The organism is Rhodobacteraceae bacterium Araon29 (assembly GCA_039640505.1).
Taxonomy (GTDB): domain Bacteria; phylum Pseudomonadota; class Alphaproteobacteria; order Rhodobacterales; family Rhodobacteraceae; genus CABZJG01.
On the sequence record CP046865.1, the window covers coordinates 2647552 to 2672155 of the forward strand.

The window sequence follows — 24604 nt, forward strand, 5'->3', positions numbered from 1 at the left end:
ATGTCAAATCCCGTAAGGGTTAAGATTTGCGGTGTAACCAACCGACAGTTAATGCAGGAAGTAGGCAACGCTGGTGCCCAATATGCCGGATTGGTATTTTTTGAGAAATCGCCGCGCAGCCTCACTTTAAATCAGGCTCGCAGCATTGCACTTGAAGCACCTACTGGCTTGGCCAAGGTGGCACTGGTGGTCAACCCAAGTGATAGTTTTTTGGAACGTTTAACCGCCGAAGTGCCACTTGACATGATCCAGCTTCATGGCAGTGAACCGCCACAAAGAGTGACCGAGATAAAACAAAAGACAGGCTTGCCTGTCATGAAGGCTATTGGTGTTGCCGCCCAAAACGATCTAAAGAAACTTGATATCTATGCAACTGTTGCAGATCAGCTAATGGTCGACGCGAAACCTCCAAAAGATGCTTTATTGCCCGGTGGCAACGGTTTTGCCTTCGACTGGAGCTTGTTGCAAGGGCGGCACTGGACAGGCCCATGGATGCTTGCAGGTGGATTAGATCCCGAAAATGTTGCCCAAGCGATCGCAATCACGGGTGCGCAGCAAATAGATGTGTCCTCGGGTGTTGAAATCCGGCCTGGCGAAAAAGACGCACAAAAGATAAAGGACTTTGTGCGGGCCGCGCAAACACATAGTGTAGCCGCAATATAAATAATTTATTGTCCGCGACTTTACGCGCCCTAAGAACAAAGCTACATCATGTGAAATATTATTTCTGGGAGAGGCGCAATGCCCAATGAACTCTTCAACAGCTTTATGACTGGTCCAGACGAAAATGGCCGGTTTGGTGATTTTGGTGGACGCTTTGTATCGGAAACTCTGATGCCGCTTATACTAGAATTGGAAGAGCAGTATGAGCGCGCCAAAACAGACGATAGCTTTTGGGCCGAAATGCATGATCTTTGGACCCATTATGTTGGACGCCCCAGCCCCCTTTACTTTGCTGAGCGCCTCACAAATCATTTAGACGGCGCAAAAATATATATGAAGCGTGATGAGTTAAACCACACAGGCGCACACAAAATTAACAACGTTTTAGGTCAGATTATCCTTGCTCGTAGAATGGGAAAAAATAGGATTATTGCCGAAACAGGGGCTGGCCAGCACGGCGTAGCAACAGCAACCGTCTGTGCTAAATTTGGACTGAAATGTGTGGTATACATGGGCGCTCATGACGTAGAGCGTCAGGCCCCTAATGTTTTTCGGATGCGACTTTTAGGCGCCGAAGTTATTCCTGTGACCTCTGGCAGAGGGACACTTAAAGACGCAATGAATGATGCGCTTCGCGATTGGGTTACAAATGTCCGTGATACGTTTTACTGTATTGGTACAGTTGCGGGTCCCCATCCCTATCCAGCCATGGTGCGTGATTTTCAGTCAATCATCGGCAAAGAAACCAAAGAGCAAATGCAGGCAGCTGAAGGCCGTCTGCCAGATACAATTATTGCTGCTATTGGTGGCGGCTCTAATGCTATGGGGTTGTTTTATCCCTTTCTTGATGATGCAACTGTTTCTATCATCGGGGTTGAGGCCGGCGGAAAAGGCGTCAATGAAAAGATGGAGCATTGCGCGTCTCTCACCGGCGGCCGACCAGGAGTTTTACACGGAAATCGCACCTATCTTCTGCAAGATGGCGATGGCCAAATCCTCGAAGGCTTTTCGATTTCTGCAGGGCTCGACTATCCTGGAATTGGACCAGAACATTCTTGGCTGCATGAAATTGGGAGAGCAAAATATGTGTCGATCACGGACCAAGAAGCGTTGGAAGCCTTTCAACTGTGCTGCACACAAGAAGGCATCATTCCAGCTCTTGAACCAAGTCATGCATTGGCCCATGTGATGAAAATTGCGCCGGAATTGCCGCAAGATCATATTATATGTATGAATATGTGTGGCCGTGGGGACAAAGACATTTTTACCGTTGCCAAACACTTAAACTTTGACATGGGTGAATTCGTCTAAATTTGGTTGATTATTAGAAAAAGTCCCGCCTCAATTAACAAGGCGGGACTTTTATTTTAAAATACAGCATTTTAACTAAAGCCACCGCCTTTAAATGGCATTCTGCAACGCTTCAACTAAATCGGTTTTTTCCCAACTAAAGCCACCGTCTGCCTCTGGTGTACGACCAAAATGGCCATAGGCAGCTGTTCGCTGGTAGATTGGCTTGTTTAAACCAAGGTGCTCACGAATACCTCGTGGGCTGAGGTCTAAACAGTGTGCTATTGCACGTTCGATTACATCAGGGGCAACAGAACTAGTCCCAAAGGTATCCGCATAAATTGACAAGGGCTTTGCAACCCCTATGGCGTAACTCAATTGAATGGTACATTTGTCTGCCAAGCCAGCTGCAACCACATTTTTGGCTAAGTAGCGGGCCGCATAAGCAGCAGACCGGTCAACTTTGGTCGGATCTTTACCAGAAAATGCACCGCCACCATGGGGCGCGGCACCACCATAAGTATCAACAATAATTTTGCGCCCCGTAAGACCCGCATCTCCGTCTGGGCCACCGATCACAAACTTACCTGTTGGATTGACATGCCATTTCGTCTCACTAGAAATCCATTCCTGAGGAAGGATTTCTCGGATATACGGCTCTACAATGTCGCGCACATCCTCAGATGTCATTTTGTCATCAAGATGCTGAGTCGAAAGAACCAATGATGTCACAGCAACCGGTTTGCCATTTTCATAGCGCATTGACAGCTGTGATTTAGCATCCGGTCCCAATGTCGGCTCCGCACCCGATTTACGCACTTCTGCCAAGCGGCGAAGGATAGCATGGCTATATTGAATTGGTGCTGGCATTAACTCGGGGGTTTCGCGGGTTGCGTAACCAAACATGATGCCTTGATCACCCGCCCCTTCGTCTTTGTTATCGCGAGCGTTTACACCCTGTGCAATATGTGCGGATTGCTCATGCAGCAAGTTTGTAACTTCTACAGTTCGATGATGAAATTTTTCTTGCTCATAACCAATATCTTTAATGCAGGCACGGGCAATATCATCAATTTGCCCCATAAATTTACTCAGTGTGGCTTTGTCAGATAATCCAACCTCACCACCAATGACCACACGGTTGGTCGTTGCAAAGGTTTCGCAGGCCACTCTTGCCTCAGGTTCTTCGGCTATAAATGCGTCCAGAACAGCATCAGAAATACGATCGCAGACTTTATCGGGGTGGCCCTCTGAAACGGATTCAGAAGTGAAAACAAAACTATTTCGTGTCATATAAATGCTCCATTTTTAATTAAACATCACGTCAGGAAGCCGTTGTGATGCGGTCCAACTGCACTAGTCTTCTAGGCCACAGCCGTCAATGCCTAATGCGCAAAATAAAATTGCCCATGCTAAGAACAATGAAAAGAAGAAGAATAGTCCAGTTTCCATAATGACTGTAAAGCGTGGAAAGTTCACCATCAGGCAATGCCACATCAATATACCCGGATTTATTCAACTCCAATTTTTTGACAACACGGCCGGTTGGGTCAATTAAGCCCGAAATGCCAGTATTAGCCACCCGAACCATTGGCAGCCCCTGCTCGATACTTCGCATTTGCGCTTGTGCCAGATGCTGATATGGTCCCGAAAACTTTCCAAACCAAGCATCATTTGTCACCTGGACTATCACATCCGCGCGTTCCGGCATTGCTGACACATCCTGAGGAAACACGGCCTCGTAACATATCAGCGGAAAAATCTTTCCCACATTGGGCAGGTTCACCACCTGGGGACCAGAACCATTTTGAAAGCCAGTGCCGAACAGATCAGAACTGAACCCAAGGCCAATTTTGGTCAGAAAGTTTTCAAATGGTAGATACTCGCCGAAGGGAACGAGGTGAAATTTATCATAAACCACTTTGGCATCTTCTTGCGGTTCAACCAAAATAAGCGAGTTAAAAATTTTATCTTCTTTAGTACGCAGCGCGCCCACCAAAACCGGAACACCTTGCGCAGCTTCTTTAATCTGAAGAAGTAAGTCCGCTGCAAAATTAAATGCGGTCGGCAAGGAAGTTTCGGGCCAGATAATCAAATCTGGCTGTGGCGCCTGACTAGAAAACTCAAGCATCTTTTGAAAATAAATCATTGCGAATTGGGGGTCGCGCTTTTTTTCTTGCGGGGCATTAGGTTGTACCAGGCGAATAACTGTAGCATTTTCAGGTGCTTGATGAGTATGCTGGCTAGTGTTGTTGAAAAGCCAGACAACCAAGAATAAAAGTGAAAGAGCCGCCAGATCCATAACTTTCCGGCGAACATAAAAACTCTGTGCAAGAAGCGCACAAAACCCGAAAGTAACCACCGTAAGGCCATACGCACCAAAGTAACTGGCCAGTTGAGCTATTGGTGTATCGACCCAAATATAGCCCAAGAGCCCCCATGGAAAGCCCGTGAACAGATATCCACGTACCATTTCACACAGGCCTAAACCAAGAGCACACCCCAACCTACCCCCTAAGAGACCCCCAAGAGACATCCCAGTGCCCCAGAAAAGAGCCAGGCTGCCTGACATTAACAACACAGCAAATGGCGCCATCCATCCATGCGTTGCGATATCCACCAAAAAGGGCTCAACAAGCCAATTCAAAGTTCCCAAAAAATAGCCAAAGCCTAGCCACCAGCCACTTTTAAAAAGGCTCTTTAAAGAAAGCTTGTGATTCTGCTGAAGCCAAAAAAACAGGGACAAACCAATTAAGGAAACCGGCCAAAGAGAAAACGGTGCATGCCCGGTAGAAATGATTAACCCCAAAATAACGAGTACGCTCCAAGAGTAATTTCTAGCGAATACTCGAAACACCGACACAGCTTTATTCTGCCGCCTTGGTTAAGCCGTGCAATCTAACCCGTAATCTCTTAACACGGCGCGGATCAGCGTCTACCACCTCAAACTCAGCGCCTTGCGGGTGTTGGATCACCTCACCCCGTACTGGAACCCTGCCCGCCAGCATAAAGACCAAGCCACCCAATGTTTCTACTTCCTCAGCATCGATGTCTTTGCCTTGTGTGAAATCTATTTGGGTAAAAGAGGAAAAGTCCTCAAGTGGTGTTTTTGCTAAAGCCAGATACTGATCGGCTTTTTCCATTGTCCAAAAAGTATCCTCATCGGAATCGTGCTCGTCTTCAATCTCACCTACCACTTGCTCGATCAAATCTTCGATAGTGACCAACCCGTCAACGCCTCCGTATTCGTCAATGACCAAGGCCATGTGACGTCTTTCGGTTTGCATTTTGGTTAGCAAAACGCCAATTGGCATAGACAAAGGAACAAACAGAAGAGGGCGCAACATAGGCCCCAAATCAAAGCTATCGGCTTCATCTTGAAACCCATATTTCAGTGCAAAATCTTTTAAATGCGCCATTCCAACCGGGGTATCTAATGTTCCCGAATAAACTGGTATTCGGGTCAGGCCGCTATCGCGGAAAACCTTGACCAACTCGTCTTTGGAAATACTTTCGGAGACCGCCACGATTTCCGCTTTGGGGATTGCAACATCTTCAACCTGCAAGCGTCTTAGATTGATCATGCCGCGTTGATTATTTGGCTCTACAGAAGGCGCTCGACCACCCTCTGCATCTGCGTTTTGCAAATTACTATTTCTGGCAAATACCCAATCTTTCGTTCGGTGCCAAAATGATCTGTCTTGCTCATTGAGCTGCGCGCTTTGCGCTGCTCTAGAGGATCCGTCTATGTCGCCCATTTATCCTGTCCAAAAAAAGACGCAGTCCGCCCTTGGTACTAATATGGGTTATCCACCCCCAGTTTGCCAAGTGTCCTAACTTCAATTCTTTCCATTAACGTGGCATCTTGGTCACGCTGATGGTCATATCCAAGTAAATGCAAGGTTGCGTGAACAACCAAATGCAGTAGGTGATCTGCCAAAGGCTTGCAGGCTTGGACAGCCTCACACGCACAGGTATCATAAGATATCGCGATAGCTCCCAGTTCTGAATCTCTCTTTACACAAGGCAACATCGGCGCATCACCATCTTTTGATGCAGCGCGCTCGGCTGATGGCCAGCTTAAAACATTGGTCGGCTTAGCTTGGCCGCGGAAATCACGGTTCAGAAAGGCGATCCGCGTGTCATCACACGCCAATATTTCAACCGTGAATAAGCTCGGATTCAGATCGAAATTGCTAAGCGCCGCCTCGACAGCGCGATCGCAAAGCCTCTCGAATTCAACAGCAGCCCATCTTTTGTCTTCAATTACTATCTCAACTGGCATTTTTTCCGTACACCTAAAAGGCCTAATCCAAAAATGATGCCTATCAATCTGATCCCCTATCATAGGCATCAATTATCGCGGCTACCAGAGGGTGCCTTACCACATCCTTTGACGTGAAATAATTAAAACTGATTTTGGGTAGATGTTTCAATAAACGTTCTGCGTCAATCAAACCAGAATTTACGCCGCGCGGTAAATCTATTTGTGTTCTATCTCCTGTAATAACCATCCGCGAGCCTTCCCCCAATCTTGTCAGAAACATTTTCATCTGCATTGAGGTTGTATTCTGGGCTTCATCCAAGACCACAAAGGCGTGTGACAAAGTGCGCCCACGCATAAATGCCAAAGGTGCAATTTCAATACGTTTTTCTTCGATGAGCTTTGCCAATTGCTTGCCAGGCAAGAAATCATTTAACGCATCATATAGCGGCTGCATATAAGGATCGACTTTATCTTTCATATCGCCCGGCAAATAGCCCAGCTTCTCGCCCGCTTCCACCGCAGGCCGGCTTAGAACAATCCGGTCCACCTCTCCTGCAATAAACTTAGATACGGCAACGGCAACGGCCAAGTAGGTTTTCCCTGTCCCCGCAGGGCCGATCCCAAAGGCAAGCTCATGCGACAGCATTGCGCGAACATAGGCTTTTTGTGCCTCTGTGCGCGGCTCAACAGACTTTTTGCGTGTTTTTATTTCAACTCGGTCAGAAAAGGACATATCCGTTCGTCTTTTTTCAATTGCCTTTGAATGTTCTGATGCTGATCCCATCCGCAGTTCGCGGTCGACATCCCCTAACTCTACGGAACGCCCCATTTCAAGGCGTTGGTAAAGCCGTTGCAAGACTGATACCGCGTCTTGGCGGTCTTCCTCAGCGCCTATCACTGCGACTTGGTTGCCGCGACGTATAAGCTGTACTGAAAGTTTACTTTCTATCTCGGCTAGGTTGCGATCAAACTCACCGCAAAGATCAATCATTAAACGATTGTCCGGAAAATCAATCAATACTTGCGAAGGGGTGTCACTTTTGATCGGGTGGTTTAGCGAACTTAGCGCCACATGCTACTCCTGCTTGTCATTACACCTATGGTGTCAAGCATCCGTCAAAAATGCAAGCTTATGCTCAAAGATATAAAAAAGAAAACTCAAAATCGGACCGAAAGAAGCCTCATCTTGTAAATTGAATTTTTCTTAAAGCAAATCCCCGATAAAGGTCTCACCATCTTTAAAGCTCCCAGATGCCACGTTTGGGGTAAAATCGTCCAAACAAAGCGGTTTTCCATTTCTCAACAACCGCTGTGACAAATACCCCTCTACGCCATCGTCGATGATCCAATGCTGGCAGCCATTTGGATCAATCCAGATACCAGCTTTTAGGTCTTTTAAGTCTTTTTTGCCAAACATCCCGTCTTTACTTTTGTCTTGGATATCGGAGGCTAAGAACTGGGAATCTCCGCTTTCGCAGCCGGCTAAAAAACAAAGAATTAACGTCAAAAGAAACTTGGTAAGTTGAATATTAGACATTAGGCTAAGTCACACAAATAATTTCTACGCGGCGATTTTCCGCCATGCCAGCAGCTGTTGCATTAGACATTTTTGGTTGCGTTTCACCGTAGGCTTGAACTGCTAAAATCCTGGCTCCAACTGATCTTCCAATTGCTGCAACCGCTATTGCACGCGATTTAGACAGCCGCATATTGTAAAGTTCCGAGGCTCGACTATCAGTATGCCCAACTATTACGAATTGGAAATTCTGGGCAGATATAAAAAAACTTCTAAGCTTGCGCTCTGAAGCAGACGTCAATCTTGCACTATCAGTTTTGAAAAGCTGATCGCCAGACAACTCAGCACATAAAGATCTTTTTTCACAAACTGGACGACCATCTCTGGTCACATGCGGCGTCATGTAACCTTCTGCTCCATCGTCCATAACCCAGTGCTGACATCCATCAGGGTCAACCCAAATCCCTGGTACATAATTCTGCTGCGCCAAAGCAACATTTGAAGAAGTGATTGCCCACAGAAGCATTCCAATAAAAACACTTCGGGTGTCACAAAGAATCAGAGTCATAAAGTTAAAAAAATGCATCGTAGATAATCAAGCTATGCTAAGGTGAATCTTATTTCATATACTATTGTATTAAAGATATACCTTAAATAACTAAATTCAAGACTTTTACAAAACTCCTACTAATTCAACTACATTGCCGCCATAGTGGCAACAAAATTGCCCAAAATCAAATTTCGTTGAAGTTTTTGCCAAAAGCCATTGGCCCACTGTGAGAATAAAATGATCTCTCGCATCAAATGAGCTCTCCAGTTAACGAGTTCACTTTACTTTTGGTGATTCGTACTTGCTCCAAAGAGCCAATTGCGACGTCATTTGATGTCACATGGACAGCATGCAAATATTCGGACTTACCGACCATTTGACCATCAAAGCGACCTTTTTTTTCAAAGAGTACACTGACAGTGCGTCCTACCATCTGGTCCTGTATTTCACTCTGCTGCGTCGCAATCAAAGCTTGCAGTCGACGTAATCTTTCAGTTTTTAAACTCTCTGGAACTTGTTTGCGCTCAGCAGCGGGCGTCCCCGGGCGCGTTGAATATTTAAACGAAAAGGCCTGGCCATATTTAACCTCTTTGATCAAATCCATCGTATCTTCAAAATCTTCCTCTGTCTCTTCCGGAAAACCCACTATAAAATCACCCGAAAGTAAAATGTCTGGTCTCGCTTCACGGATTTTTTCAATAAGTTTGAGATAACTTTCGGCACTATGTGAGCGGTTCATGCGTTTCAAAATCTTGTTTGACCCTGATTGCACTGGAAGATGCAAATACGGCATCAACTTGGTGCAAGTTGCATGTGCCTCGATTAAATCATCAGCCATGTCATTGGGGTGACTGGTCGTAAAACGTATGCGCTGCAAGCCATCTATTTCATCTAGGGCCCAGATCAGGCGAGCTAATGACCATTCTGCACCCTTTGCACCAATACCATGGTAGGCATTCACGTTTTGCCCTAACAAGGTGATCTCTCGCACACCTCGCTCGACCAATCCTCTTGCTTCAGACAAAATCTGCTCAGCCGGCCGCGATACTTCTGCTCCCCGAGTATATGGCACTACACAAAACGCACAAAATTTATCACAGCCCTCTTGAACCGTCAAAAAAGCACTCGGTGCTCGTTTGCCTTTTGGCCGATCTTTTAGAATTGTGAACTTGTCTTCTTCCGGAAAATCCGTCTCTATTGATTTACCGCCATTTTCCAGTTTTGCTTCAAGCTCAGGTAAGCGGTGATAACTCTGGGGACCAACCACCAAATCAACCATTGGCTGGCGGCGCATTATTTCTTCACCCTCCGCCTGAGCAACACATCCGGCGACACCGATTTTTAGATTAGGCTTTTCGGCTTTGAGCTCTTTGAACCGGCCCAGTTCTGAATATACCTTTTCTGCAGCTTTTTCGCGAATATGGCAGGTGTTCAGCAAAATCATATCTGCATCTTCAGGCTTCGTGGTTTGTTCATACCCCTTGCTGCCCAGCGCTTCGACCATACGTTCGCTATCATAAACATTCATTTGACAGCCATATGTCTTTACAAATACTTTTTTTGACGTGCTCATGCAAAACGGTCCAATTTGTTGAAATTTAATGCCCGATACACTAGGTTCGAAGAAACTTGCAATAAGTTGTTTTTTAATTTTGATTACGCGAACCCCAATATGAGTGTGTATTTATGGATTATGCAAGCCTTGATGATTTTTTTAAATCAGGAAAACATCACCTTCAGAAAGGTCCAATTGCCCTGATTTTTGCTGAGGACGAAGTAGAGCTTGCTTCTACTATTTTACACCATTCAAAATTAGGTTTCACTAAAATCATTATTTTCACCAAGGCTATGCCCACACTGCCTTCAGAGTTTAAAAACAATTTAGTTTCAGTCTATGTTGACCTGTTTAATTCACCAGAAGTCAGTGTTATAATTAATAAAATCAATACCTTAGCGTCAAGCCAATGGGTCTATTTTTGTTACAATGCAGAGTACCTCTTTTTTCCATTTTGCGAAACCCGCTCGGTTGCAGAATTATTGAATTTTCATAGCGAAGAACGTCGAGAGGCCATGCTCACTTTTGTTGTGGATCTCTACACGAAAGATTTCACAAACACGGCGGAAGCGACTTCAACAGATAATGCATACCTTGACGAGGCGGGTTATTTTGCGATGGCGCGTTCTGACCCGCAAACCCATCGCGCTATGGATCGTCAACTAGATTTTTTCGGAGGCCTGCGTTGGCGCTTTGAGGAATATGTTCCCTATGAGAAAAGGAAAATCGATCGAATTTCAATTTTCAAAGCCGGTAAGGGGATTAACATATCCCAAAATTACACCTTCAATAACCAAGAATATAATACCTATGCTTGCCCCTGGCACAATAATCTAACCGCAGCAGTCGTTTCGTTTCGCGCAGCCAAAGCTTTGATGAGCAACCCAGACTCTAAATCAGAGATTAAAGATCTGTCATGGGAGCATTCAACACACTTCAAGTGGCATTCCAGCCAACTGCTTGACTTGGGCTTGATCGAACCAGGTCAGTGGTTTTGAAGCTGCGCAGAATATCGCACTTTAAAGATTGTCTGCTTGCGGCATTCCCAAAATATGGACTCCACCGTCGACTCGGATGATTTCACCAGTAGTAAATGCACCTGCTTCTGACGCAAGATAAACAGCCGTACCGCCGACCGCTTCAAGCGTTGCGTTTGATCCCAAAGGCGCATTTTGATCAGTAAACTTATATGTCTTGCGCGCTCCACCAATCGCGGCACCGGCTAATGTTTTCATTGGTCCAGGAGAGATTGCATTGACCCGAATTCCATCCCGGCCCAAGTCATTGGCTAGATATCTCGTGGTCGCTTCAAGAGCGGCTTTGGCGACTCCCATCACATTGTAAAACGGTGTCACCCGGTTTGAACCTTGATAGCTTAGTGTCAGTAAAGTGCCTCCGTTTTCCTGCATCAGCGGATAGGCCCGCCTGGCCACCTCGACAAAGGAATACGCAGAAATATCTAGAGAGTTTTTGAAGTTTTCCCGACTGGTGTTGATGAAACGACCGGTCAATTCGCTTTTGTCCGAATAGGCAATGGCATGCACCAAAAAATCAATTGTGGGCCAGCGGTCGGCTAGTTGATCAAAAGCAGTCTCCAGCGAAACGTCGTCCGTCACATCGACATCCACCATGAAATCTGATCCAACTGAAGCGGCCAGTGGCGCAAGCCGCTTGCCAAAGGCTTCGCCTTGGTATGTAAATGCCAACTCAGCGCCTGCTTCATGCATAGATTTTGCAATTCCCCAAGCGATTGAGCGTTCGTTGGCAACCCCCATAATCAAACCGCGTTTGCCTGATAACTGTCCAGTCATGGTTCAATTTTCCTTTGATTATCCCTGGTATTTTGACAGCAACATTGATCCGTTGGTGCCTCCAAAGCCAAAACTATTTGTCATAACCGTATCTAAATTGGCTTTTTCAACCAAGCTGGTCGCAATTTCTGAAGGCTGCAAGGCTGGGTCCAAATTTTCGACATTAATCGAGGGTGCAATGAAATCATGCTCGAGCATCAAAAGACAATAAATTGCTTCCTGTGCTCCGGTTGCCCCTTGACTATGACCGGTCATTGACTTGGTGGAACTGACCAATGGCACGTTGCCCTCGTAAAAAACACGTCGAACTGCCTCTATCTCGCCGACATCTCCAACTGGGGTCGATGTGCCGTGGGCATTAATATAGCCAACTTGACGCCCATTGGGCAGGCTGCTCAAGGCTGCGCGCATCGCGCGCTCGCCACCTTCACCAGAAGGGGCAACCATATCATGGCCATCCGAGGTTGCACCATATCCGGTCACTTCTGCATAGATTTTAGCGCCGCGCGCTTTTGCATGCTCTAGGTCTTCAAGCACAATAATGCCGCCCCCACCGGAAATCACAAATCCATCACGGTCCCTGTCAAATGCCCGAGAGGCACGCTCTGGCGTATCATTATATTTGCTCGACATTGCGCCCATAGCATCGAATAAACAGGACAGGGTCCAATCCAATTCTTCTCCACCGCCTGCAAACATCACATCCTGTTTGCCTAACATTATCTGTTCCGCTGCATTGCCAATGCAATGCAGGGATGTGGAGCAGGCTGAGGTAATCGAATAATTGATACCTTTGATTTTATGGGCTGTCGAAAGGTTTGCTGAAATCGTGGAGGACATGCATTTCGGCACTGCAAAAGGTCCAATGCGTTTCGGGGCGCCCGATTTTAGGACAACTTGATGCGCGGCCAGCATTGCGCTTGTTGATGGCCCGCCAGAACCGGCAACCAATCCAGTACGGGGATTGGAAACATCGCTTTCCTCCAAACCAGCATCGGCAATTGCTTGTTGCATAGACAGAAAAGCATAGGCTGCGCCCGGTCCCATGAACCGTAAGACCCGCTTGTCAACATGCTCACGTATATCTAGATCAACCGACCCTGCAACCTGACTGCGAAAGCCATGCTCTTGCATGTCTGCATTGGCAGTAATGCCAGACTTTCCCGCCTTGAGGCTGGCAAGTACTTCTGTCGCATTATTTCCGATAGAGGAAACAACCCCTAGTCCAGTGATGACCACTCGGCGCATTGGCGCACTCCTTAAAATATAAAAAGGTCTGACTTAGCTTTCCGACAAAGCCACCTTCATGTCTTTGACTTGATAAATGGTTTCACCATCGGCCTCAACCCGGCCATCTGCTACACCCATGGTCAACCTGCGGGTTTGAATGGCTTTTGAAAAATGAACAAAATACTTTAGCATCTTGCGATCTGGCCGGACCATACCTGTGAGTTTCACCTCGCCGACGCCCAAAGCATATCCACGGCCCTTCCAACCCCGCCAACCGAGATTAAATCCAGTCAACTGCCATAGTCCATCTAGGCCCAAGCACCCCGGCATAATTGGATTGCCGGGAAAATGGCAGTCAAAAAACCAAAGATCGGGGGTTAGATCAAACTCGGCAATAACATGGCCTTTCCCATGGTCCCCGCCATCCTGGCTAATTTCTGTGATGCGATCCATCATCAACATTGGGGGTTCTGGAAGCTGCGCATTTCCGGGGCCAAATAATTCCCCCCTTGCACATTTCAGCAAGTCTTCTTTATCAAAACTGGTGGGAAAATTAGCCATTCAGGCGCTCTCCTTCAACACAAGCAACATGAAATTCGTTATTCTCTATCATTGAGGCCAACAGGCATGCAAGCCTCGCAGACGACCGTTGCGACAATAAGCGATAAAAAAACATTGGAATTCTTTCATAATCATCGATAAACTGCAATCCTCGCAATCAGGAAACGCCATGACTTCAGCCTCAATCCTAAAAGCAAGCCGCTGGCTCTCGAAAGCCAACCTACGCCCAACCCGCCAAAGGTTAGCTCTTGCAGAAGCGCTTATTGGAGATGGAAATCATCGCCATGTGACGGCAGAAAGCCTATTTGAAAATGTCCAGCACCTGGGCAACAAGGTCTCTTTGGCCACCGTTTACAATACTTTGCGGGTTTTTTGTGACAGCGGATTGATGCAAGAAGTGACAGTAGACGGATCGAAAAGCTATTTTGACACAAACACCCATGACCATCCGCATTTTTACTGGGAAGATGACGGTAAGCTCACCGATGCTCCCGCTGATCAGCTAAAAATCAAAGAAATTCCACTGGCTCCCGAAGGCGCTGAGATCAGCTCAGTAGATGTCATCATTCGGTTACGTAAAAAAACAAAATAAGAAATTCAAAAGGTTAACATGCGTACAATTGTTTATCGCCGGTTTGGTCCAGCGAGCCAGGTCCTGACGCTAGAACAATGTCCAACCCCGTCGCCGCAAACTGGCGAAGTATTGGTCAGAATTGAGCTGTCAGGAGCAAACCCCTCTGACGTTAAATCACGCGCTGGTATCCGGCCCGGTGTCACCAAGCCTGCATATGATTTGGTCATCCCACATTCCGACGGCGCTGGTACCATCGAAGCTGTGGGCGCGGGGGTGGATGAAAACCGCGTGGGGGAGCGGGTTTGGGTCTGGAACGGGCAATGGGGGCGGGCTTTTGGGACTGCTGCGGAATATATCGCCCTGCCTGCAGAGCAAGCGGTTCAAATGCCTGAAAACATGACTTTTGAAAGCGGCGCAACCTTGGGCATCCCCGGACTGACCGCTGCGCATTGTGTTTTTGGCGGGGGTGACGTCAAACACCAGACCGTTTTAATCTCGGGCGGCGCTGGCTCGGTGGCGCATAATGCGATTCAATTGGCAAAATGGGGCGGCGCGCGCGTGATTGCAACCGCATCCCCGGGCGGCTTTGATCGTGTCAAAGAAGCAGGCGCGGATCATGTGCTTGATTACCGCGCACCCGATCTTGCCAAGCAGATTTCTGCTATTGAACCCAATGGCATAGACCGCGCGGTCGAGGTGGAATTTGGCCTAAATGCCGAACTTTTGGGGCGCGTTATGCGGCCCTCAGGCACCATTGCCGCTTATGGATCAGCACTTGAAATGAACCCTGTTTTTCCCTTTGGGCCGTATTTGTTTAAAGCCATCACTGTGGATATCGTTCTGGTCTATATTCTAGAGCCCTCGCAGCGTGCAAATGCGATCAACAAGCTGCATGATGCCTTTGCTGATGGAGCATTAAATCCGGCAGTGCACGAGATTTATCCACTTCAGGACTGTGTCAAAGCCCATGAACAGATCGAGCGCGGCGGCCGCAGCGGGGCGGTTTTACTGGCCCCCTAAACTGGCAAAATGCCACATCTGTTTTACGTCGGTATCGCGGTGGTATCGCGGTGGTGCACAATCCAGCTGTTAAAACCCGGTCAATCTAGCCAAATGGTGTCAAAACAAAACTGGACGCCATCCCCAAAACTGAACAAAGGCCAAGCGTCAATAAAACGCTTCTTTTCATCACAAGCAGCAAAACGGCTGCTATCCCCGCAAGCGCCAATGCCCAAACATCAAGCGTGCTCAGATCTGGCCACCAAACGGTCACCGGCCCCAGCCCATGCCTTTGCACATCGGCAAAAAGCACATGCAGCGCAAACCAGATCGACAGGTTCAAAATCACCCCGACTACAGCGGCCGATATGGCCGCAAGCGCCGCGCTCAAGCGGCGTTTGGATGCAATCCATTCGATATAGGGCGCGCCGGTAAACACCCACAAAAAGCAGGGTGCAAAGGTCGCCCAAAGCGTCATCCCCGCAGCGGCCAGCCCGGCCCCCAAATCAAGTCCACCACTGGCCCGCGCACCGGCAAGAAAGCCAACAAACTCGGTCACTAAAATCAACGGTCCGGGGGTTGTTTCTGCCAACCCCAGACCATCCATCATTTCTGTGGCGCTCAACCAGTGCTTTGCCTCCACCGCATCCTGCGCCATATAGGCAAGCACCGCATAAGCTCCGCCAAAAGTTACGGTCGCCAGTTTTGAAAAAAAGATGCCTATCTCGGCCAAAACGCCGCTTTCGGCAAAATGCGCAACCACCAAGATCGGCGCCCACCAAATCAAAAGCCAGATCAGGATGGTGGCCAGACTGCGCAAGGGCGACACATCGACTTTGGCATCACGGTTCGGGCTGTGCTCTAAGCTGGCAAACCAAAACCCATAGATACCAGCCACAAGGATGACCAATGGAAACGGCAGGCTCAGGCAAAACAAACTAAAAAAAGACAGACCGGCAATCAGCCAATGGCGCGTTTGGGTCAGGCTGCGCTTTGTCACCCGTAGCAAGGCTTCAAGAACAATCACCAGAACCGCCGCCTTGATGCCCAAAAACAGCGCTTGCAACCAAGGCACATCGCCATAGAGCAGATAAATCGCTGCCAGCGCCAAAATAACCGCTGCCCCGGGCAGCACGAAAAGTAAACCAGCCGCTAAGCCGCCGCGAATACCATGTAGCCGCCACCCCGAATAAGTGGCCAGTTGCATCGCTTCAGGTCCAGGAAGCAGCATACAGAATGCCAGCGCGTTGAGATATTCGCGCTCACGCATCCATTTCTGCTCATCCACAATGACGCGGTGCATCAAGGCAATTTGCGCAGCTGGGCCGCCAAAGGACAGCATCCCGATCCGTGCCCAGATCGGCAAAGTTTGCATCAAGCTTGGCTGTGGCATAAAACCCCGCGGCGCGTTAAACTATTCACCTCATGCATGGCATCCCATGCCTGTCAGAGCAAGGCAGCACATGACAGCCGAGCCAAAATATTGCGACCGCCAAGAAATTTCATCTATTTACAACATCTTTGCGCTGCTCAGGCATTTACGGACTCTTACCACTTGCAAATCATCTTAAAGAATAAATAGTAATTTTTGCTTTTCCAAGAGCCTTTCGCATGGCAGATTGCACCAAAAGGATCAAAAGATGGCCATAACAACTTGCGTTTTTGATGCTTATGGAACCCTTTTTGATGTGGCTGCCGCTGCCCGCATTGTGGCGGCGGAACCCGGCCGCAGTGAATTTGCAACCCAATGGCCGAAACTGGCCGAAATTTGGCGCGCCAAACAGCTGCAATATACATGGCTCCGGGCGATCACAGACGAGCATACCGATTTCTGGACTGTGACCCAAAATGGTCTGGATTTTGCGCTTGATGCCCTTGGGCTTCAAAAGGATGTTGAATTGCGCGAGAGGCTTTTAAGCCTTTACTGGGAATTACAAGCCTATGACGAGGTCCCCGAAATGCTTGCCGCGCTTAAAGCCAAAGGTTTTGCCACCGCGATTTTGTCCAACGGTTCACCGGATATGCTGGACGGTGCTGTGCGCTCTGCCGGATTAAGCGAACACTTGGATGCGGTTTTATCAGTGCAAAGCGTGGGCGTTTTCAAACCCGACAGACGAGTTTACGATCTGGTGGGCTCGCATTTTGGCTGCACCAAAGACCAAGTGCTTTTTGTCTCATCCAACGGCTGGGACGCAGCGGCCGCTAGCGGTTACGGCTTTAGTTGTGTCTGGGTCAACCGTGCCAGTGATCCAATGGACCGGCTGCCCTGGACAGCACAGCACCAGATGCAGGATTTAACCGATATTCCAAAATTGGCTGAGGCAACATGAGTAATTTCACAACATCCGACGGTTTGTCGCTTTATTATAGCGATACCGGTAGCGGCCTGCCGATCCTCTGCCTTGCCGGGCTGACCCGATGCAGCGATGATTTTTGTTTCGTCGCCCCGCATTTGTCTGATCATCGGGTGATTATGCTCGACTACCGCGGCCGGGGACGCTCGGACTGGGCGGAAGATATCTCTACCTATAGCGTGCCGCGCGAAGCCAAGGATGCGCTCGAATTGCTCGATCATTTAGGGATCGAGCGCTGCGCCGTTTTGGGAACATCGCGTGGCGGTATGATTGCAATGTTTTTGGCGGCGACGGCAAAATCACGCCTGCTTGGGGTGGGCTTGAATGATGTTGGGCCTGAATTGGCCTCAGATGGATTGGGCGCAATTTTCGATTATCTGGGCGTCCCACCGACCGAACGTACGTGGGAAGAGGCCGCAGTTGCCCGAGCGGGGCAGATGGTTGGCTTTGATAATGTGCCGCACAAGCGGTGGCTGCAAGACGTGAAAAACCTGTTTGAGCAAACCGGTGATGGGTTGAACCTTCGGTATGATCCGCAATTACGCGAGGCGGTGCGCCATAGCTTTACACAGCCCTCACCTGATTTATGGCCACTGTTTAACGCAACTGAAGGCTTACCGCTCTGTGTGATCCGTGGGGCTAACTCGAATCTTCTTTCCGCCCAGACTTTACAAAAAATGTTTGAAAAACATCCAGATATGATAAAGACTGCAGTTCCAGACCGTGGTCATATTCCGTTTCTGGACGAACCGGAATCGCTTGAGGCGTTACGCCGTTGGATAAAGGTGATGAGACAATGAACTTAGAAATGATCCACGCCGCGGCCATTCGGCTGCTCGGGAAAGCCCGCCGGACTCCGTTGCTTCATTCCCCTTTTCTGGATGAGATTGCCGGCCGGCGGCTTTATGTCAAAGCCGAGTGCCTGCAACATACCGGCAGCTTTAAATACCGAGGCGCATTTGCCGCAATTTCCGCCCTGCCCGATGAGGTGCGCGAGAAAGGCATTTTGGCCTTTTCCTCGGGCAACCATGCGCAAGGGATTGCACTGGCCGCACAGCAGCATAATGCGCCTGCGGTCATTGTAATGCCAAGCGACGCCCCTGAAATCAAATTAGCCAACACCCGCGCTTATGGCGCTGAAATTGTGCTCTATGATCGGGCGAATGAAAGCCGTGAGGAGATCGCCGAGGTTCTGGCCAATGAACGCGGGCTAAGATTGATCAAACCATATGACGAGCCACAAGTGATTGCCGGACAAGGTACCACTGGGCTTGAGATTGCTCAGCAGTCGCGTGATCTTGATGTTGGGGCCGCAGAAGTGCTCGTATGTTGCGGTGGCGGTGGGCTCTCTAGCGGTATTGCGTTGGCTTTATCAAAACACGCTCCCGACATGACCGTTCGAACCGTGGAACCCGAAGGCTTTGACGATACTGCCCGATCACTGGCAGCGGGGACCCGTGTTGCCAATGACGCAAAAACCGGTAGCATTTGTGATGCGATCGTGACCCCAACACCGGGCGAGATTACTTTCCCAATCCTTCAAAAGCACTGCGGCGCCGGCCTGGTGGTCAGCGAAGACGAAGCCTTGCGGGCAATGGCGATGGCGTTTGAGCGGCTGAAAATTGTCATCGAACCCGGCGGCGCAGTGGCTTTGGCTGCGGCGCTTTTTCATGGCGATAGCATCGCCTCAGACACTGTCATTGCAGTCGCTTCAGGCGGAAATGTTGAGGCCGAGATGTTTACCCGAGCCCTGCAAACCAAAGACTAATCAAATCAAGCATAATGTTGCCAAAATCCGCGGCAAATCACCTGCACTCATTGCTAAAAGCGCGCGCATGTGGCAGCAGGCGGTTTGAAAAATGGCGGTGCCAGCTTTGAAAGGCGGCCTTTAAACCCGAAAGAGACAAGACTTTGCTTTACGCTGATTTGGGACATATAAAACTGCATTATCGTGTTGATGGCGACCCCAGCGGCCAGCCAGTGGTTTTTGCCAACTCGCTTGGAACAGATTTGCGGCTTTGGGACCCGATTTTACCGCTCTTGCCAAAATCGCTGCGTATAATTCGCTTTGACAAACGCGGGCATGGTCTTTCTGAATGCCCGGCTGCGCCCTACTCTATGGGCAGTTTGGTGCGTGATACGGAAGCCCTGTTAGATTATCTAAAGGTGAAGGATTGTATCTTTGTCGGCCTGTCCATCGGCGGCATGATTGCCCAAGGCTTGGCAGTGAAACGTTTAGATATTGTGCGTGCGCTGGTGCTGTCCAACACGGCGGCAAAAATTGGCCAACCCTCTATGTGGGATGAGCGTATCACAGCGGTGAAAGCCAGCGGAATAGACGCTCTGGCAGACAGCACTCTTGAACGATGGTTTAGCAAAAAGTTCCACTCAAGCAGCGATTTGCAGCTCTGGCAAAACATGTTGGTGCGGCAACCAGCAGCAGGGTATCTTGGCTGCAGCGCTGCAATTTCTGGCACTGACTTTTTTACCTCAACCTCTGGCTTGCGGCTCCCGGCATTGGGTATCGCTGGGGCAGAAGATGGCTCAACACCGCCTGATTTGGTGCGCGAGACAATCAATTTAATTCCCGGCTCGCAATTTCATCTTATCCGCAAAGCTGGTCATCTTCCCTGCGTTGAGCAGCCTGCCGAATATGCCCAGGTTTTGACCGAATTTTTCCGTTCCGTTGGCCAGTGTGAATAACAGAACGGCAGAGGCACTGTAGCATGAGCAGCACCCAGAAAACCCCCGCACGGGTTCGAAAATCAACCGTGTTTTTTATTGTGATGACCGTTGTGATCGACGCGATGGGCATTGGATTGATTATTCCGGTGTTGCCGGACCTCTTGCTTGATGTGCTGCCCAACACCACTCTTGCAGAAGCTGCCGTCTGGGGCGGCGTTCTATCGTCTTTATTTGCTATTATGCAGTTCATTTTTAGCCCAATTCTTGGGACATTATCGGATCAATCCGGCCGCAAACCTGTTTTGCTTTTGTCTTTGACGGTTATGGTCGGCTATTATCTGGTGATGGCGCTGGCGCAAAGTATTTGGCTTTTGCTCATCGGCAGAGTGATCGGCGGCATCACCGCTGCCACCAATGCCACCGCAGCAGCCTATATGGCCGATATTTCCAAACCTGAGGAAAAGGCTGCGCGGTTCGGTTTGATCGGTGCGGGCTTTGGGGTTGGATTTGTCCTTGGGCCAGTCCTTGGCGGCTTGCTGGGCGAATTGGGGCACCGGGCGCCATTTTATGCCGCTGCTGCATTGGCTGCCCTTAATGCGCTTATTGGATTTCTTGTGCTGCCCGAAACTGTCACTGATCAGATGCGCCGTAAATTTAGCTGGCAAAAAGCAAACCCATTGGGCGCGATGAAAACAATTGGATCCTTTTCCGGGTTAAAGGCTCTGTTGATTGTGCTTTTGATATACTCAATTGGCACAGCGGTTTATCCATCTGTATGGCCGTTTTTTACAGCCGAACGGTTTGATTGGTCACCGCGCATGATCGGTATTTCACTGACCATATACGGGCTTTGTTTTGCCATCGTCCAAGGCGTTCTGGTGCGTCCTGCAATAACTTATTTGGGTGAGCGCAACACTGTGATCCTTGGGTTCGGGTTTGAAATCTTTGCGATGAGTTTTATCGCTTTTGTCAGCAACGGGATGATGTTGATGGCAATGACCCCTGTCGCCTCGCTGGGCGTGCTCAGCCAACCGGCGCTTCAGGCTATCATGTCGCGCAGAATATCGGATGACATGCAAGGCGCGCTACAAGGTGTACTGAGCAGTCTTAATGCTGTTGCAATGATTGTGACTCCGCTGGTCATGACCAGCCTTTTATCGCTGTTTTCAAGGCCCAGCATGCCGATTTATTTTCCCGGCGCCCCTTTTTTGCTTGCTGCAATGATGGTGGTTGCCTGCCTGATCATCTTTATCCGACTGCGAAACCTTTTTGAAAACCCGACGTCACCGGCCCAACAATGACGTTTTCGGACTTGCGCTGCGGATAAAGCTGGACAAACTTGTCAAAAAGCCAAGGAGAGGCCCATGTCCCAGATCCAAGCCGCTGTATGCCACAGCTTTGACGAACCGCTGCGCATTGAAACAGTCGATCTGCGCGCACCCAATGGCAGCGAAGTCGAAGTGTCGCTTGGAGCGGTGGCAGTGTGTCATTCAGACATCGCATATGCCGCAGGCGCTTGGGGTGGCACCCTGCCCGCAGTTTACGGCCATGAGGCAGCCGGTACAATCACCAGTATCGGCGCGTCTGTAAGCGGTCTGGCCGTTGGGGATCGGGTAGTTGTGACTTTGATCCGCGCCTGCGGTGAATGCCCCACCTGTGCGGCAGGATCGCCAACCATCTGTGAAACCGGCTACAACGGCGATCACGGCCCCTTAACAACCGCCGAAGGCGGGATCTTACATCAGGGGATGGCCTGCGGCGCTTTTGCTGAAAAGGTCGTGGTCGAACAAAGCCAGGTGGTCAAAATCACGGATGATTTGCAATTTGACGCGGCCTCGTTGCTGGCCTGCGGCGTGATTACCGGCATCGGTGCCGTTGTTAATGCCGCCGAGTTGCGCGCAGGTCAGGATGCCGTCGTAATCGGCTGTGGCGGGGTGGGGCTAAATGCCATCCAAGGCGCCCGCATCGCTGGCGCGCGGCGCATTGTGGCTGTGGATATGACCGAAGATAAGTTGGAAATCGCACGCGAGTTCGGGGCTACGGATACAGTTCTAGCAAGCGAGGGAAAACCATGGCGCACCGCTAAAAAGGCCATGGGACGCGGCGCTGATGCGGTGTTCGTCACTGTTGGTGTAAGCGCAGTTTATGACAGCGCACCGCGCTATTTGGCCTATGGCGGGAAAGTCGTCATGGTCGGCATGCCAAAATCTGGAGAAAGCTCAACCTATGAGCCGGTGATGATGTCAGCCGTAAATCAAGGCATGGTGGGATCAAAAATGGGCAATGTGGTGATCAAGCGCGATATTCCCTGGATGGTTGACCTTTACCAGCAGGGGCGGCTTAAATTAGACGAGCTGATTTCAGGCCGGTGGCAGCTGGATCAAATCAACGAGGCCATTGAAGATACGAAAACTGGTGCGGCGCGCAGGAATGTGATTGTATTTGATTAAAGAAGGCCTGACATGAAGCTGCATCATCTTGATATCATTGTCACCGCGCCCCCTGCGCCGGGGTGGGGCGGACGCTATTGGATTTTGGTCAAGCTGACCACCGATACCGGAATAGTTGGCTGGGGCGAGTGCTACGCTTCAAGCGTCGGCCCAAAAGCGATGGAGCCCGTCATTCGGGATGTATTCGAGCGTTATTTTCTGGATGAAAATCCGGAAAACATCGAGCGGCTTTTCCGGCGGGTCTATTCTTCGGGATTTACCCAGCGGCCAGATTTAACGGTGATGGGCGCCTTTTCTGGGCTTGAAATTGCCTGCTGGGATATTTTGGGCAAACACCGCGAGCGGCCGGTCTGGGCTTTGCTGGGCGGCGTCATGAACGAGCGTATCCGCGCCTATAGTTATCTTTATCCGCTTGCGCATCATGATCTGGATGACTTTTGGACTACGCCAGAATTGGCCGCAGAAAGCGCGGTTGATTTGGTCGATCGCGGCTATACGGCGGTGAAATTTGATCCCGCCGGCCCCTATACGATGCGCGGCGGACATATGCCGGCGATGCGCGATATAGAACTCTCGGTTGCGTTCTGCAAGGCCATCCGCGACGCGGTTGGAAGCCGCGCTGATCTTTTGTTTGGCACCCATGGTCAGTTTTCCACTGCCGGGGCCATTCGGCTTGGCCAAGCGCTTGAGCCCTATAGTCCGCTGTGGTTTGAAGAACCGATCCCGCCGGATAATCTGCTTGAGTTCAAAAAAGTTGCCGATGCGGTGCGCATACCGATTGCCACCGGCGAGCGGATGACCACCAAGGCCGAATTTGCCACGTTATTGCAAACCGGTGGCGCAGCGATTTTGCAGCCCGCACTGGGCCGCGCCGGCGGCATCTGGGAAATGAAAAAACTTGCTGCCATCGCTGAAGTGTTCAACGCGCAGATGGCCCCACATCTTTATGCCGGGCCGATTGAGTGGGCCGCAAACATCCATCTTGCGGCCTCGATTCCCAATCTTTTAATCATCGAAACCATTGAAACACCTTTTCATCACAATTTAATCAAAGGCAGTATTCAGGTGGAAAACGGCTTTGTCCGGGCACCACAAGCCTCTGGCCTAGGGATTGAAGTTGACGAAGAACTGGCGCGCGCGCATCCGTTTGGCGGCGAGGGGCTGCACCTTCAAATGCAGGACGCGCCCTGCGACTATCAAAACGCCAATAGTTTTGCCGGGGGCTCCCCAGTTAAAAAATCCTAAATGCTGGCAGTTTTATTCGGCGGCAGCAACCGCATCGGGACGCACAGCTGAAAGCCAGATTTTATCAAGCGCGTTTAATGCACCCACATCAAAGCGGTCCAGCTCTTGCCAATAGCGGCCCGATGGCACGTAATAGCCCAGTTCGGCTTCACGCGCCAAGGCGGCTTTCACGGGTGCCTCTTGCACTGCGAAGGGCGTTGGCATTGGCGCCGCATACCTCTGTTGAGGACAGACCAGCCGCGTGGGCCCGGGAGAAAGGTTGGTAACCGCGCATCCTGCGGCTTTCGCCAAGGCATAAAGCCGCGATGATTTGGCTTCAAGCGACATCAGCGTGATATCATCGCGCAATGGATCAGCGGTTCCAGATCCATAAAAATGTGTCGTTTTGCCCTTTGGATACCACATATTACAGCCCAGAAAGCTGATCTGTTTGGGCCGGTAATGACCCAGCACCCAATAGGCGGCCGTAAAGGCCATGGTCGCGCCTGCATATACAAAGCCACCAAAGTCATTTTGAACCGGCACAAAATCGTCTTGTGTGATCCAGCTTTGATCTGGCCGTATGTCAGTGGGCTTAGAAGCGTCTGGAAAATCATATGGGAATATCAAATCGTCCCAATCAGGCCGGATGCGCCAAGCATTATTGATCGCAACAATACGGTCAAATGGTAAAGTATCCCAAGATCTGGCCACAGTAGCATCGGGCGCCGAACCAATGATCAATATGCGGTCTGCCTGATTTCCCAAAACTCAATCACCTAATCATACATTTGGCCTAAAATTATTTCACAACTGGCCTTTGTCAAATTTTGAGGGCTTTGGGGACCAAAGAAATTGGCCCCCAGAGGTCTATC

25 protein-coding genes and 1 riboswitch are annotated in these 24604 nt (G+C 49.6%); of the genes, 12 read left to right on the plus strand and 13 right to left on the minus strand.

Annotation, left to right across the window (positions count from 1 at the left end; translation table 11 throughout):
• Complete coding sequence (locus tag GN278_12710; GenBank protein ID XAT61537.1) at nucleotides 1-663, plus strand: phosphoribosylanthranilate isomerase; 663 nt, start codon at nucleotides 1-3, stop codon at nucleotides 661-663.
• Nucleotides 664-741: 78 nt separating this feature from the next.
• On the plus strand, nucleotides 742-1974 hold the full coding sequence (gene trpB / locus GN278_12715; GenBank protein XAT61538.1) for a tryptophan synthase subunit beta: 1233 nt from the start codon (nucleotides 742-744) through the stop codon (nucleotides 1972-1974).
• Between the two features lie 90 nt (nucleotides 1975-2064).
• Here trpB and GN278_12720 read toward each other — a convergent pair whose 3' ends face one another.
• The 8 genes from GN278_12720 to miaB all read right to left on the minus strand — a co-directional run bounded on the left by GN278_12720 (nucleotide 2065) and on the right by miaB (nucleotide 9859).
• Nucleotides 2065-3246 (minus strand): methionine adenosyltransferase, encoded by a 1182-nt coding sequence (locus tag GN278_12720; protein XAT61539.1) that lies wholly within the window; start codon nucleotides 3244-3246, stop codon nucleotides 2065-2067.
• A gap of 5 nt (nucleotides 3247-3251) precedes the next feature.
• Nucleotides 3252-3300: riboswitch (SAM riboswitch) on the minus strand.
• 31 nt (nucleotides 3301-3331) lie between these two features.
• Nucleotides 3332-4816 carry an apolipoprotein N-acyltransferase gene (gene lnt, locus GN278_12725; GenBank protein ID XAT61540.1) on the minus strand — a complete coding sequence of 495 codons (1485 nt, stop codon included), beginning with the start codon at nucleotides 4814-4816 and terminating at the stop codon, nucleotides 3332-3334.
• Nucleotides 4817-4820: 4 nt separating this feature from the next.
• Nucleotides 4821-5711, minus strand: a complete 891-nt coding sequence (locus GN278_12730; GenBank protein ID XAT61541.1) for a CBS domain-containing protein — start codon at nucleotides 5709-5711, stop codon at nucleotides 4821-4823.
• A gap of 38 nt (nucleotides 5712-5749) precedes the next feature.
• Nucleotides 5750-6238 (minus strand): rRNA maturation RNase YbeY, encoded by a 489-nt coding sequence (ybeY, locus tag GN278_12735; protein XAT61542.1) that lies wholly within the window; start codon nucleotides 6236-6238, stop codon nucleotides 5750-5752.
• Between the two features lie 43 nt (nucleotides 6239-6281).
• Nucleotides 6282-7211 (minus strand): AAA family ATPase, encoded by a 930-nt coding sequence (locus tag GN278_12740; GenBank protein XAT62660.1) that lies wholly within the window; start codon nucleotides 7209-7211, stop codon nucleotides 6282-6284.
• 213 nt (nucleotides 7212-7424) lie between these two features.
• Complete coding sequence (locus tag GN278_12745) at nucleotides 7425-7637, minus strand: hypothetical protein (protein ID XAT61543.1); 213 nt, start codon at nucleotides 7635-7637, stop codon at nucleotides 7425-7427.
• Nucleotides 7638-7761: 124 nt separating this feature from the next.
• Complete coding sequence (locus GN278_12750) at nucleotides 7762-8304, minus strand: OmpA family protein (protein XAT62661.1); 543 nt, start codon at nucleotides 8302-8304, stop codon at nucleotides 7762-7764.
• Between the two features lie 232 nt (nucleotides 8305-8536).
• Nucleotides 8537-9859, minus strand: coding sequence for a tRNA (N6-isopentenyl adenosine(37)-C2)-methylthiotransferase MiaB (gene miaB, locus GN278_12755; GenBank protein XAT61544.1), 1323 nt, complete (start codon nucleotides 9857-9859; stop codon nucleotides 8537-8539).
• A 113-nt stretch (nucleotides 9860-9972) separates the two neighbouring features.
• Here miaB and GN278_12760 point away from each other — a divergent pair, with 113 nt between their 5' ends.
• Complete coding sequence (locus GN278_12760; GenBank protein XAT61545.1) at nucleotides 9973-10839, plus strand: hypothetical protein; 867 nt, start codon at nucleotides 9973-9975, stop codon at nucleotides 10837-10839.
• Between the two features lie 21 nt (nucleotides 10840-10860).
• Here GN278_12760 and GN278_12765 read toward each other — a convergent pair whose 3' ends face one another.
• From GN278_12765 to fabA, 3 genes are read right to left on the minus strand one after another with little or no spacing between them, the layout of a single operon-like run.
• Nucleotides 10861-11652: an SDR family oxidoreductase gene (locus GN278_12765; protein ID XAT61546.1), complete on the minus strand. Its 792-nt coding sequence runs from the start codon at nucleotides 11650-11652 to the stop codon at nucleotides 10861-10863.
• An 18-nt stretch (nucleotides 11653-11670) separates the two neighbouring features.
• Entirely contained in the window at nucleotides 11671-12900 is a 1230-nt protein-coding gene (gene fabB, locus GN278_12770) for a beta-ketoacyl-ACP synthase I (GenBank protein ID XAT61547.1), read from the minus strand.
• 33 nt (nucleotides 12901-12933) lie between these two features.
• Complete coding sequence (fabA, locus tag GN278_12775; protein XAT61548.1) at nucleotides 12934-13443, minus strand: bifunctional 3-hydroxydecanoyl-ACP dehydratase/trans-2-decenoyl-ACP isomerase; 510 nt, start codon at nucleotides 13441-13443, stop codon at nucleotides 12934-12936.
• A gap of 169 nt (nucleotides 13444-13612) precedes the next feature.
• Here fabA and GN278_12780 point away from each other — a divergent pair, with 169 nt between their 5' ends.
• Together GN278_12780 and GN278_12785 are read left to right on the plus strand one after the other, a co-directional pair.
• The gene (locus tag GN278_12780) at nucleotides 13613-14035 is read left to right on the plus strand and encodes a transcriptional repressor (protein ID XAT61549.1); all 423 of its coding nucleotides are present in this window, start codon (nucleotides 13613-13615) and stop codon (nucleotides 14033-14035) included.
• Between the two features lie 18 nt (nucleotides 14036-14053).
• Nucleotides 14054-15037 (plus strand): zinc-binding dehydrogenase, encoded by a 984-nt coding sequence (locus GN278_12785; GenBank protein ID XAT61550.1) that lies wholly within the window; start codon nucleotides 14054-14056, stop codon nucleotides 15035-15037.
• An 85-nt stretch (nucleotides 15038-15122) separates the two neighbouring features.
• Here GN278_12785 and chrA read toward each other — a convergent pair whose 3' ends face one another.
• Entirely contained in the window at nucleotides 15123-16409 is a 1287-nt protein-coding gene (chrA, locus tag GN278_12790) for a chromate efflux transporter (GenBank protein ID XAT61551.1), read from the minus strand.
• Nucleotides 16410-16656: 247 nt separating this feature from the next.
• Between chrA and GN278_12795 the strand changes: the two genes are divergently transcribed.
• The 7 genes from GN278_12795 to GN278_12825 all read left to right on the plus strand — a co-directional run bounded on the left by GN278_12795 (nucleotide 16657) and on the right by GN278_12825 (nucleotide 23750).
• Nucleotides 16657-17346, plus strand: coding sequence for a haloacid dehalogenase type II (locus tag GN278_12795; protein ID XAT61552.1), 690 nt, complete (start codon nucleotides 16657-16659; stop codon nucleotides 17344-17346).
• Complete coding sequence (locus GN278_12800) at nucleotides 17343-18170, plus strand: alpha/beta fold hydrolase (GenBank protein XAT61553.1); 828 nt, start codon at nucleotides 17343-17345, stop codon at nucleotides 18168-18170. Before GN278_12795 ends, GN278_12800 begins: the two co-directional genes overlap by 4 nt.
• Entirely contained in the window at nucleotides 18167-19138 is a 972-nt protein-coding gene (locus GN278_12805) for a pyridoxal-phosphate dependent enzyme (GenBank protein ID XAT61554.1), read from the plus strand. The genes GN278_12800 and GN278_12805 overlap by 4 nt, the downstream gene beginning before the upstream one ends.
• A 143-nt stretch (nucleotides 19139-19281) precedes the next feature.
• Complete coding sequence (gene pcaD / locus GN278_12810) at nucleotides 19282-20073, plus strand: 3-oxoadipate enol-lactonase (protein XAT61555.1); 792 nt, start codon at nucleotides 19282-19284, stop codon at nucleotides 20071-20073.
• Between the two features lie 23 nt (nucleotides 20074-20096).
• Nucleotides 20097-21356 (plus strand): MFS transporter, encoded by a 1260-nt coding sequence (locus GN278_12815; protein XAT61556.1) that lies wholly within the window; start codon nucleotides 20097-20099, stop codon nucleotides 21354-21356.
• Between the two features lie 63 nt (nucleotides 21357-21419).
• Nucleotides 21420-22505, plus strand: coding sequence for an alcohol dehydrogenase catalytic domain-containing protein (locus GN278_12820; GenBank protein XAT61557.1), 1086 nt, complete (start codon nucleotides 21420-21422; stop codon nucleotides 22503-22505).
• Nucleotides 22506-22517: 12 nt separating this feature from the next.
• Nucleotides 22518-23750: a mandelate racemase/muconate lactonizing enzyme family protein gene (locus GN278_12825; GenBank protein ID XAT61558.1), complete on the plus strand. Its 1233-nt coding sequence runs from the start codon at nucleotides 22518-22520 to the stop codon at nucleotides 23748-23750.
• 12 nt (nucleotides 23751-23762) lie between these two features.
• Here the strand turns inward: GN278_12825 and GN278_12830 are convergent, their stop codons facing one another.
• Nucleotides 23763-24497 (minus strand): hypothetical protein, encoded by a 735-nt coding sequence (locus tag GN278_12830; GenBank protein ID XAT61559.1) that lies wholly within the window; start codon nucleotides 24495-24497, stop codon nucleotides 23763-23765.
• Nucleotides 24498-24604 lie beyond the last annotated feature (107 nt).

Excerpts from the sequence above, each read along its gene's own strand:
- GN278_12710 (XAT61537.1), top strand. The coding sequence starts at position 1 with ATGTCAAATCCCGTAAGGGTTAAGATTTGCGGTGTAACCAACCGACAG.
- trpB (XAT61538.1), top strand. The coding sequence starts at position 742 with ATGCCCAATGAACTCTTCAACAGCTTTATGACTGGTCCAGACGAAAAT.
- GN278_12720 (XAT61539.1), bottom strand. The coding sequence starts at position 3,246 with ATGACACGAAATAGTTTTGTTTTCACTTCTGAATCCGTTTCAGAGGGC.
- GN278_12730 (XAT61541.1), bottom strand. The coding sequence starts at position 5,711 with ATGGGCGACATAGACGGATCCTCTAGAGCAGCGCAAAGCGCGCAGCTC.
- ybeY (XAT61542.1), bottom strand. The coding sequence starts at position 6,238 with ATGCCAGTTGAGATAGTAATTGAAGACAAAAGATGGGCTGCTGTTGAA.
- GN278_12740 (XAT62660.1), bottom strand. The coding sequence starts at position 7,211 with ATGATTGATCTTTGCGGTGAGTTTGATCGCAACCTAGCCGAGATAGAA.
- GN278_12745 (XAT61543.1), bottom strand. The coding sequence starts at position 7,637 with ATGTTTGGCAAAAAAGACTTAAAAGACCTAAAAGCTGGTATCTGGATT.
- GN278_12750 (XAT62661.1), bottom strand. The coding sequence starts at position 8,304 with ATGACTCTGATTCTTTGTGACACCCGAAGTGTTTTTATTGGAATGCTT.
- miaB (XAT61544.1), bottom strand. The coding sequence starts at position 9,859 with ATGAGCACGTCAAAAAAAGTATTTGTAAAGACATATGGCTGTCAAATG.
- GN278_12760 (XAT61545.1), top strand. The coding sequence starts at position 9,973 with ATGGATTATGCAAGCCTTGATGATTTTTTTAAATCAGGAAAACATCAC.
- GN278_12765 (XAT61546.1), bottom strand. The coding sequence starts at position 11,652 with ATGACTGGACAGTTATCAGGCAAACGCGGTTTGATTATGGGGGTTGCC.
- fabB (XAT61547.1), bottom strand. The coding sequence starts at position 12,900 with ATGCGCCGAGTGGTCATCACTGGACTAGGGGTTGTTTCCTCTATCGGA.
- fabA (XAT61548.1), bottom strand. The coding sequence starts at position 13,443 with ATGGCTAATTTTCCCACCAGTTTTGATAAAGAAGACTTGCTGAAATGT.
- GN278_12780 (XAT61549.1), top strand. The coding sequence starts at position 13,613 with ATGACTTCAGCCTCAATCCTAAAAGCAAGCCGCTGGCTCTCGAAAGCC.
- GN278_12785 (XAT61550.1), top strand. The coding sequence starts at position 14,054 with ATGCGTACAATTGTTTATCGCCGGTTTGGTCCAGCGAGCCAGGTCCTG.
- chrA (XAT61551.1), bottom strand. The coding sequence starts at position 16,409 with ATGCCACAGCCAAGCTTGATGCAAACTTTGCCGATCTGGGCACGGATC.
- GN278_12795 (XAT61552.1), top strand. The coding sequence starts at position 16,657 with ATGGCCATAACAACTTGCGTTTTTGATGCTTATGGAACCCTTTTTGAT.
- GN278_12800 (XAT61553.1), top strand. The coding sequence starts at position 17,343 with ATGAGTAATTTCACAACATCCGACGGTTTGTCGCTTTATTATAGCGAT.
- GN278_12805 (XAT61554.1), top strand. The coding sequence starts at position 18,167 with ATGAACTTAGAAATGATCCACGCCGCGGCCATTCGGCTGCTCGGGAAA.
- GN278_12815 (XAT61556.1), top strand. The coding sequence starts at position 20,097 with ATGAGCAGCACCCAGAAAACCCCCGCACGGGTTCGAAAATCAACCGTG.
- GN278_12820 (XAT61557.1), top strand. The coding sequence starts at position 21,420 with ATGTCCCAGATCCAAGCCGCTGTATGCCACAGCTTTGACGAACCGCTG.
- GN278_12825 (XAT61558.1), top strand. The coding sequence starts at position 22,518 with ATGAAGCTGCATCATCTTGATATCATTGTCACCGCGCCCCCTGCGCCG.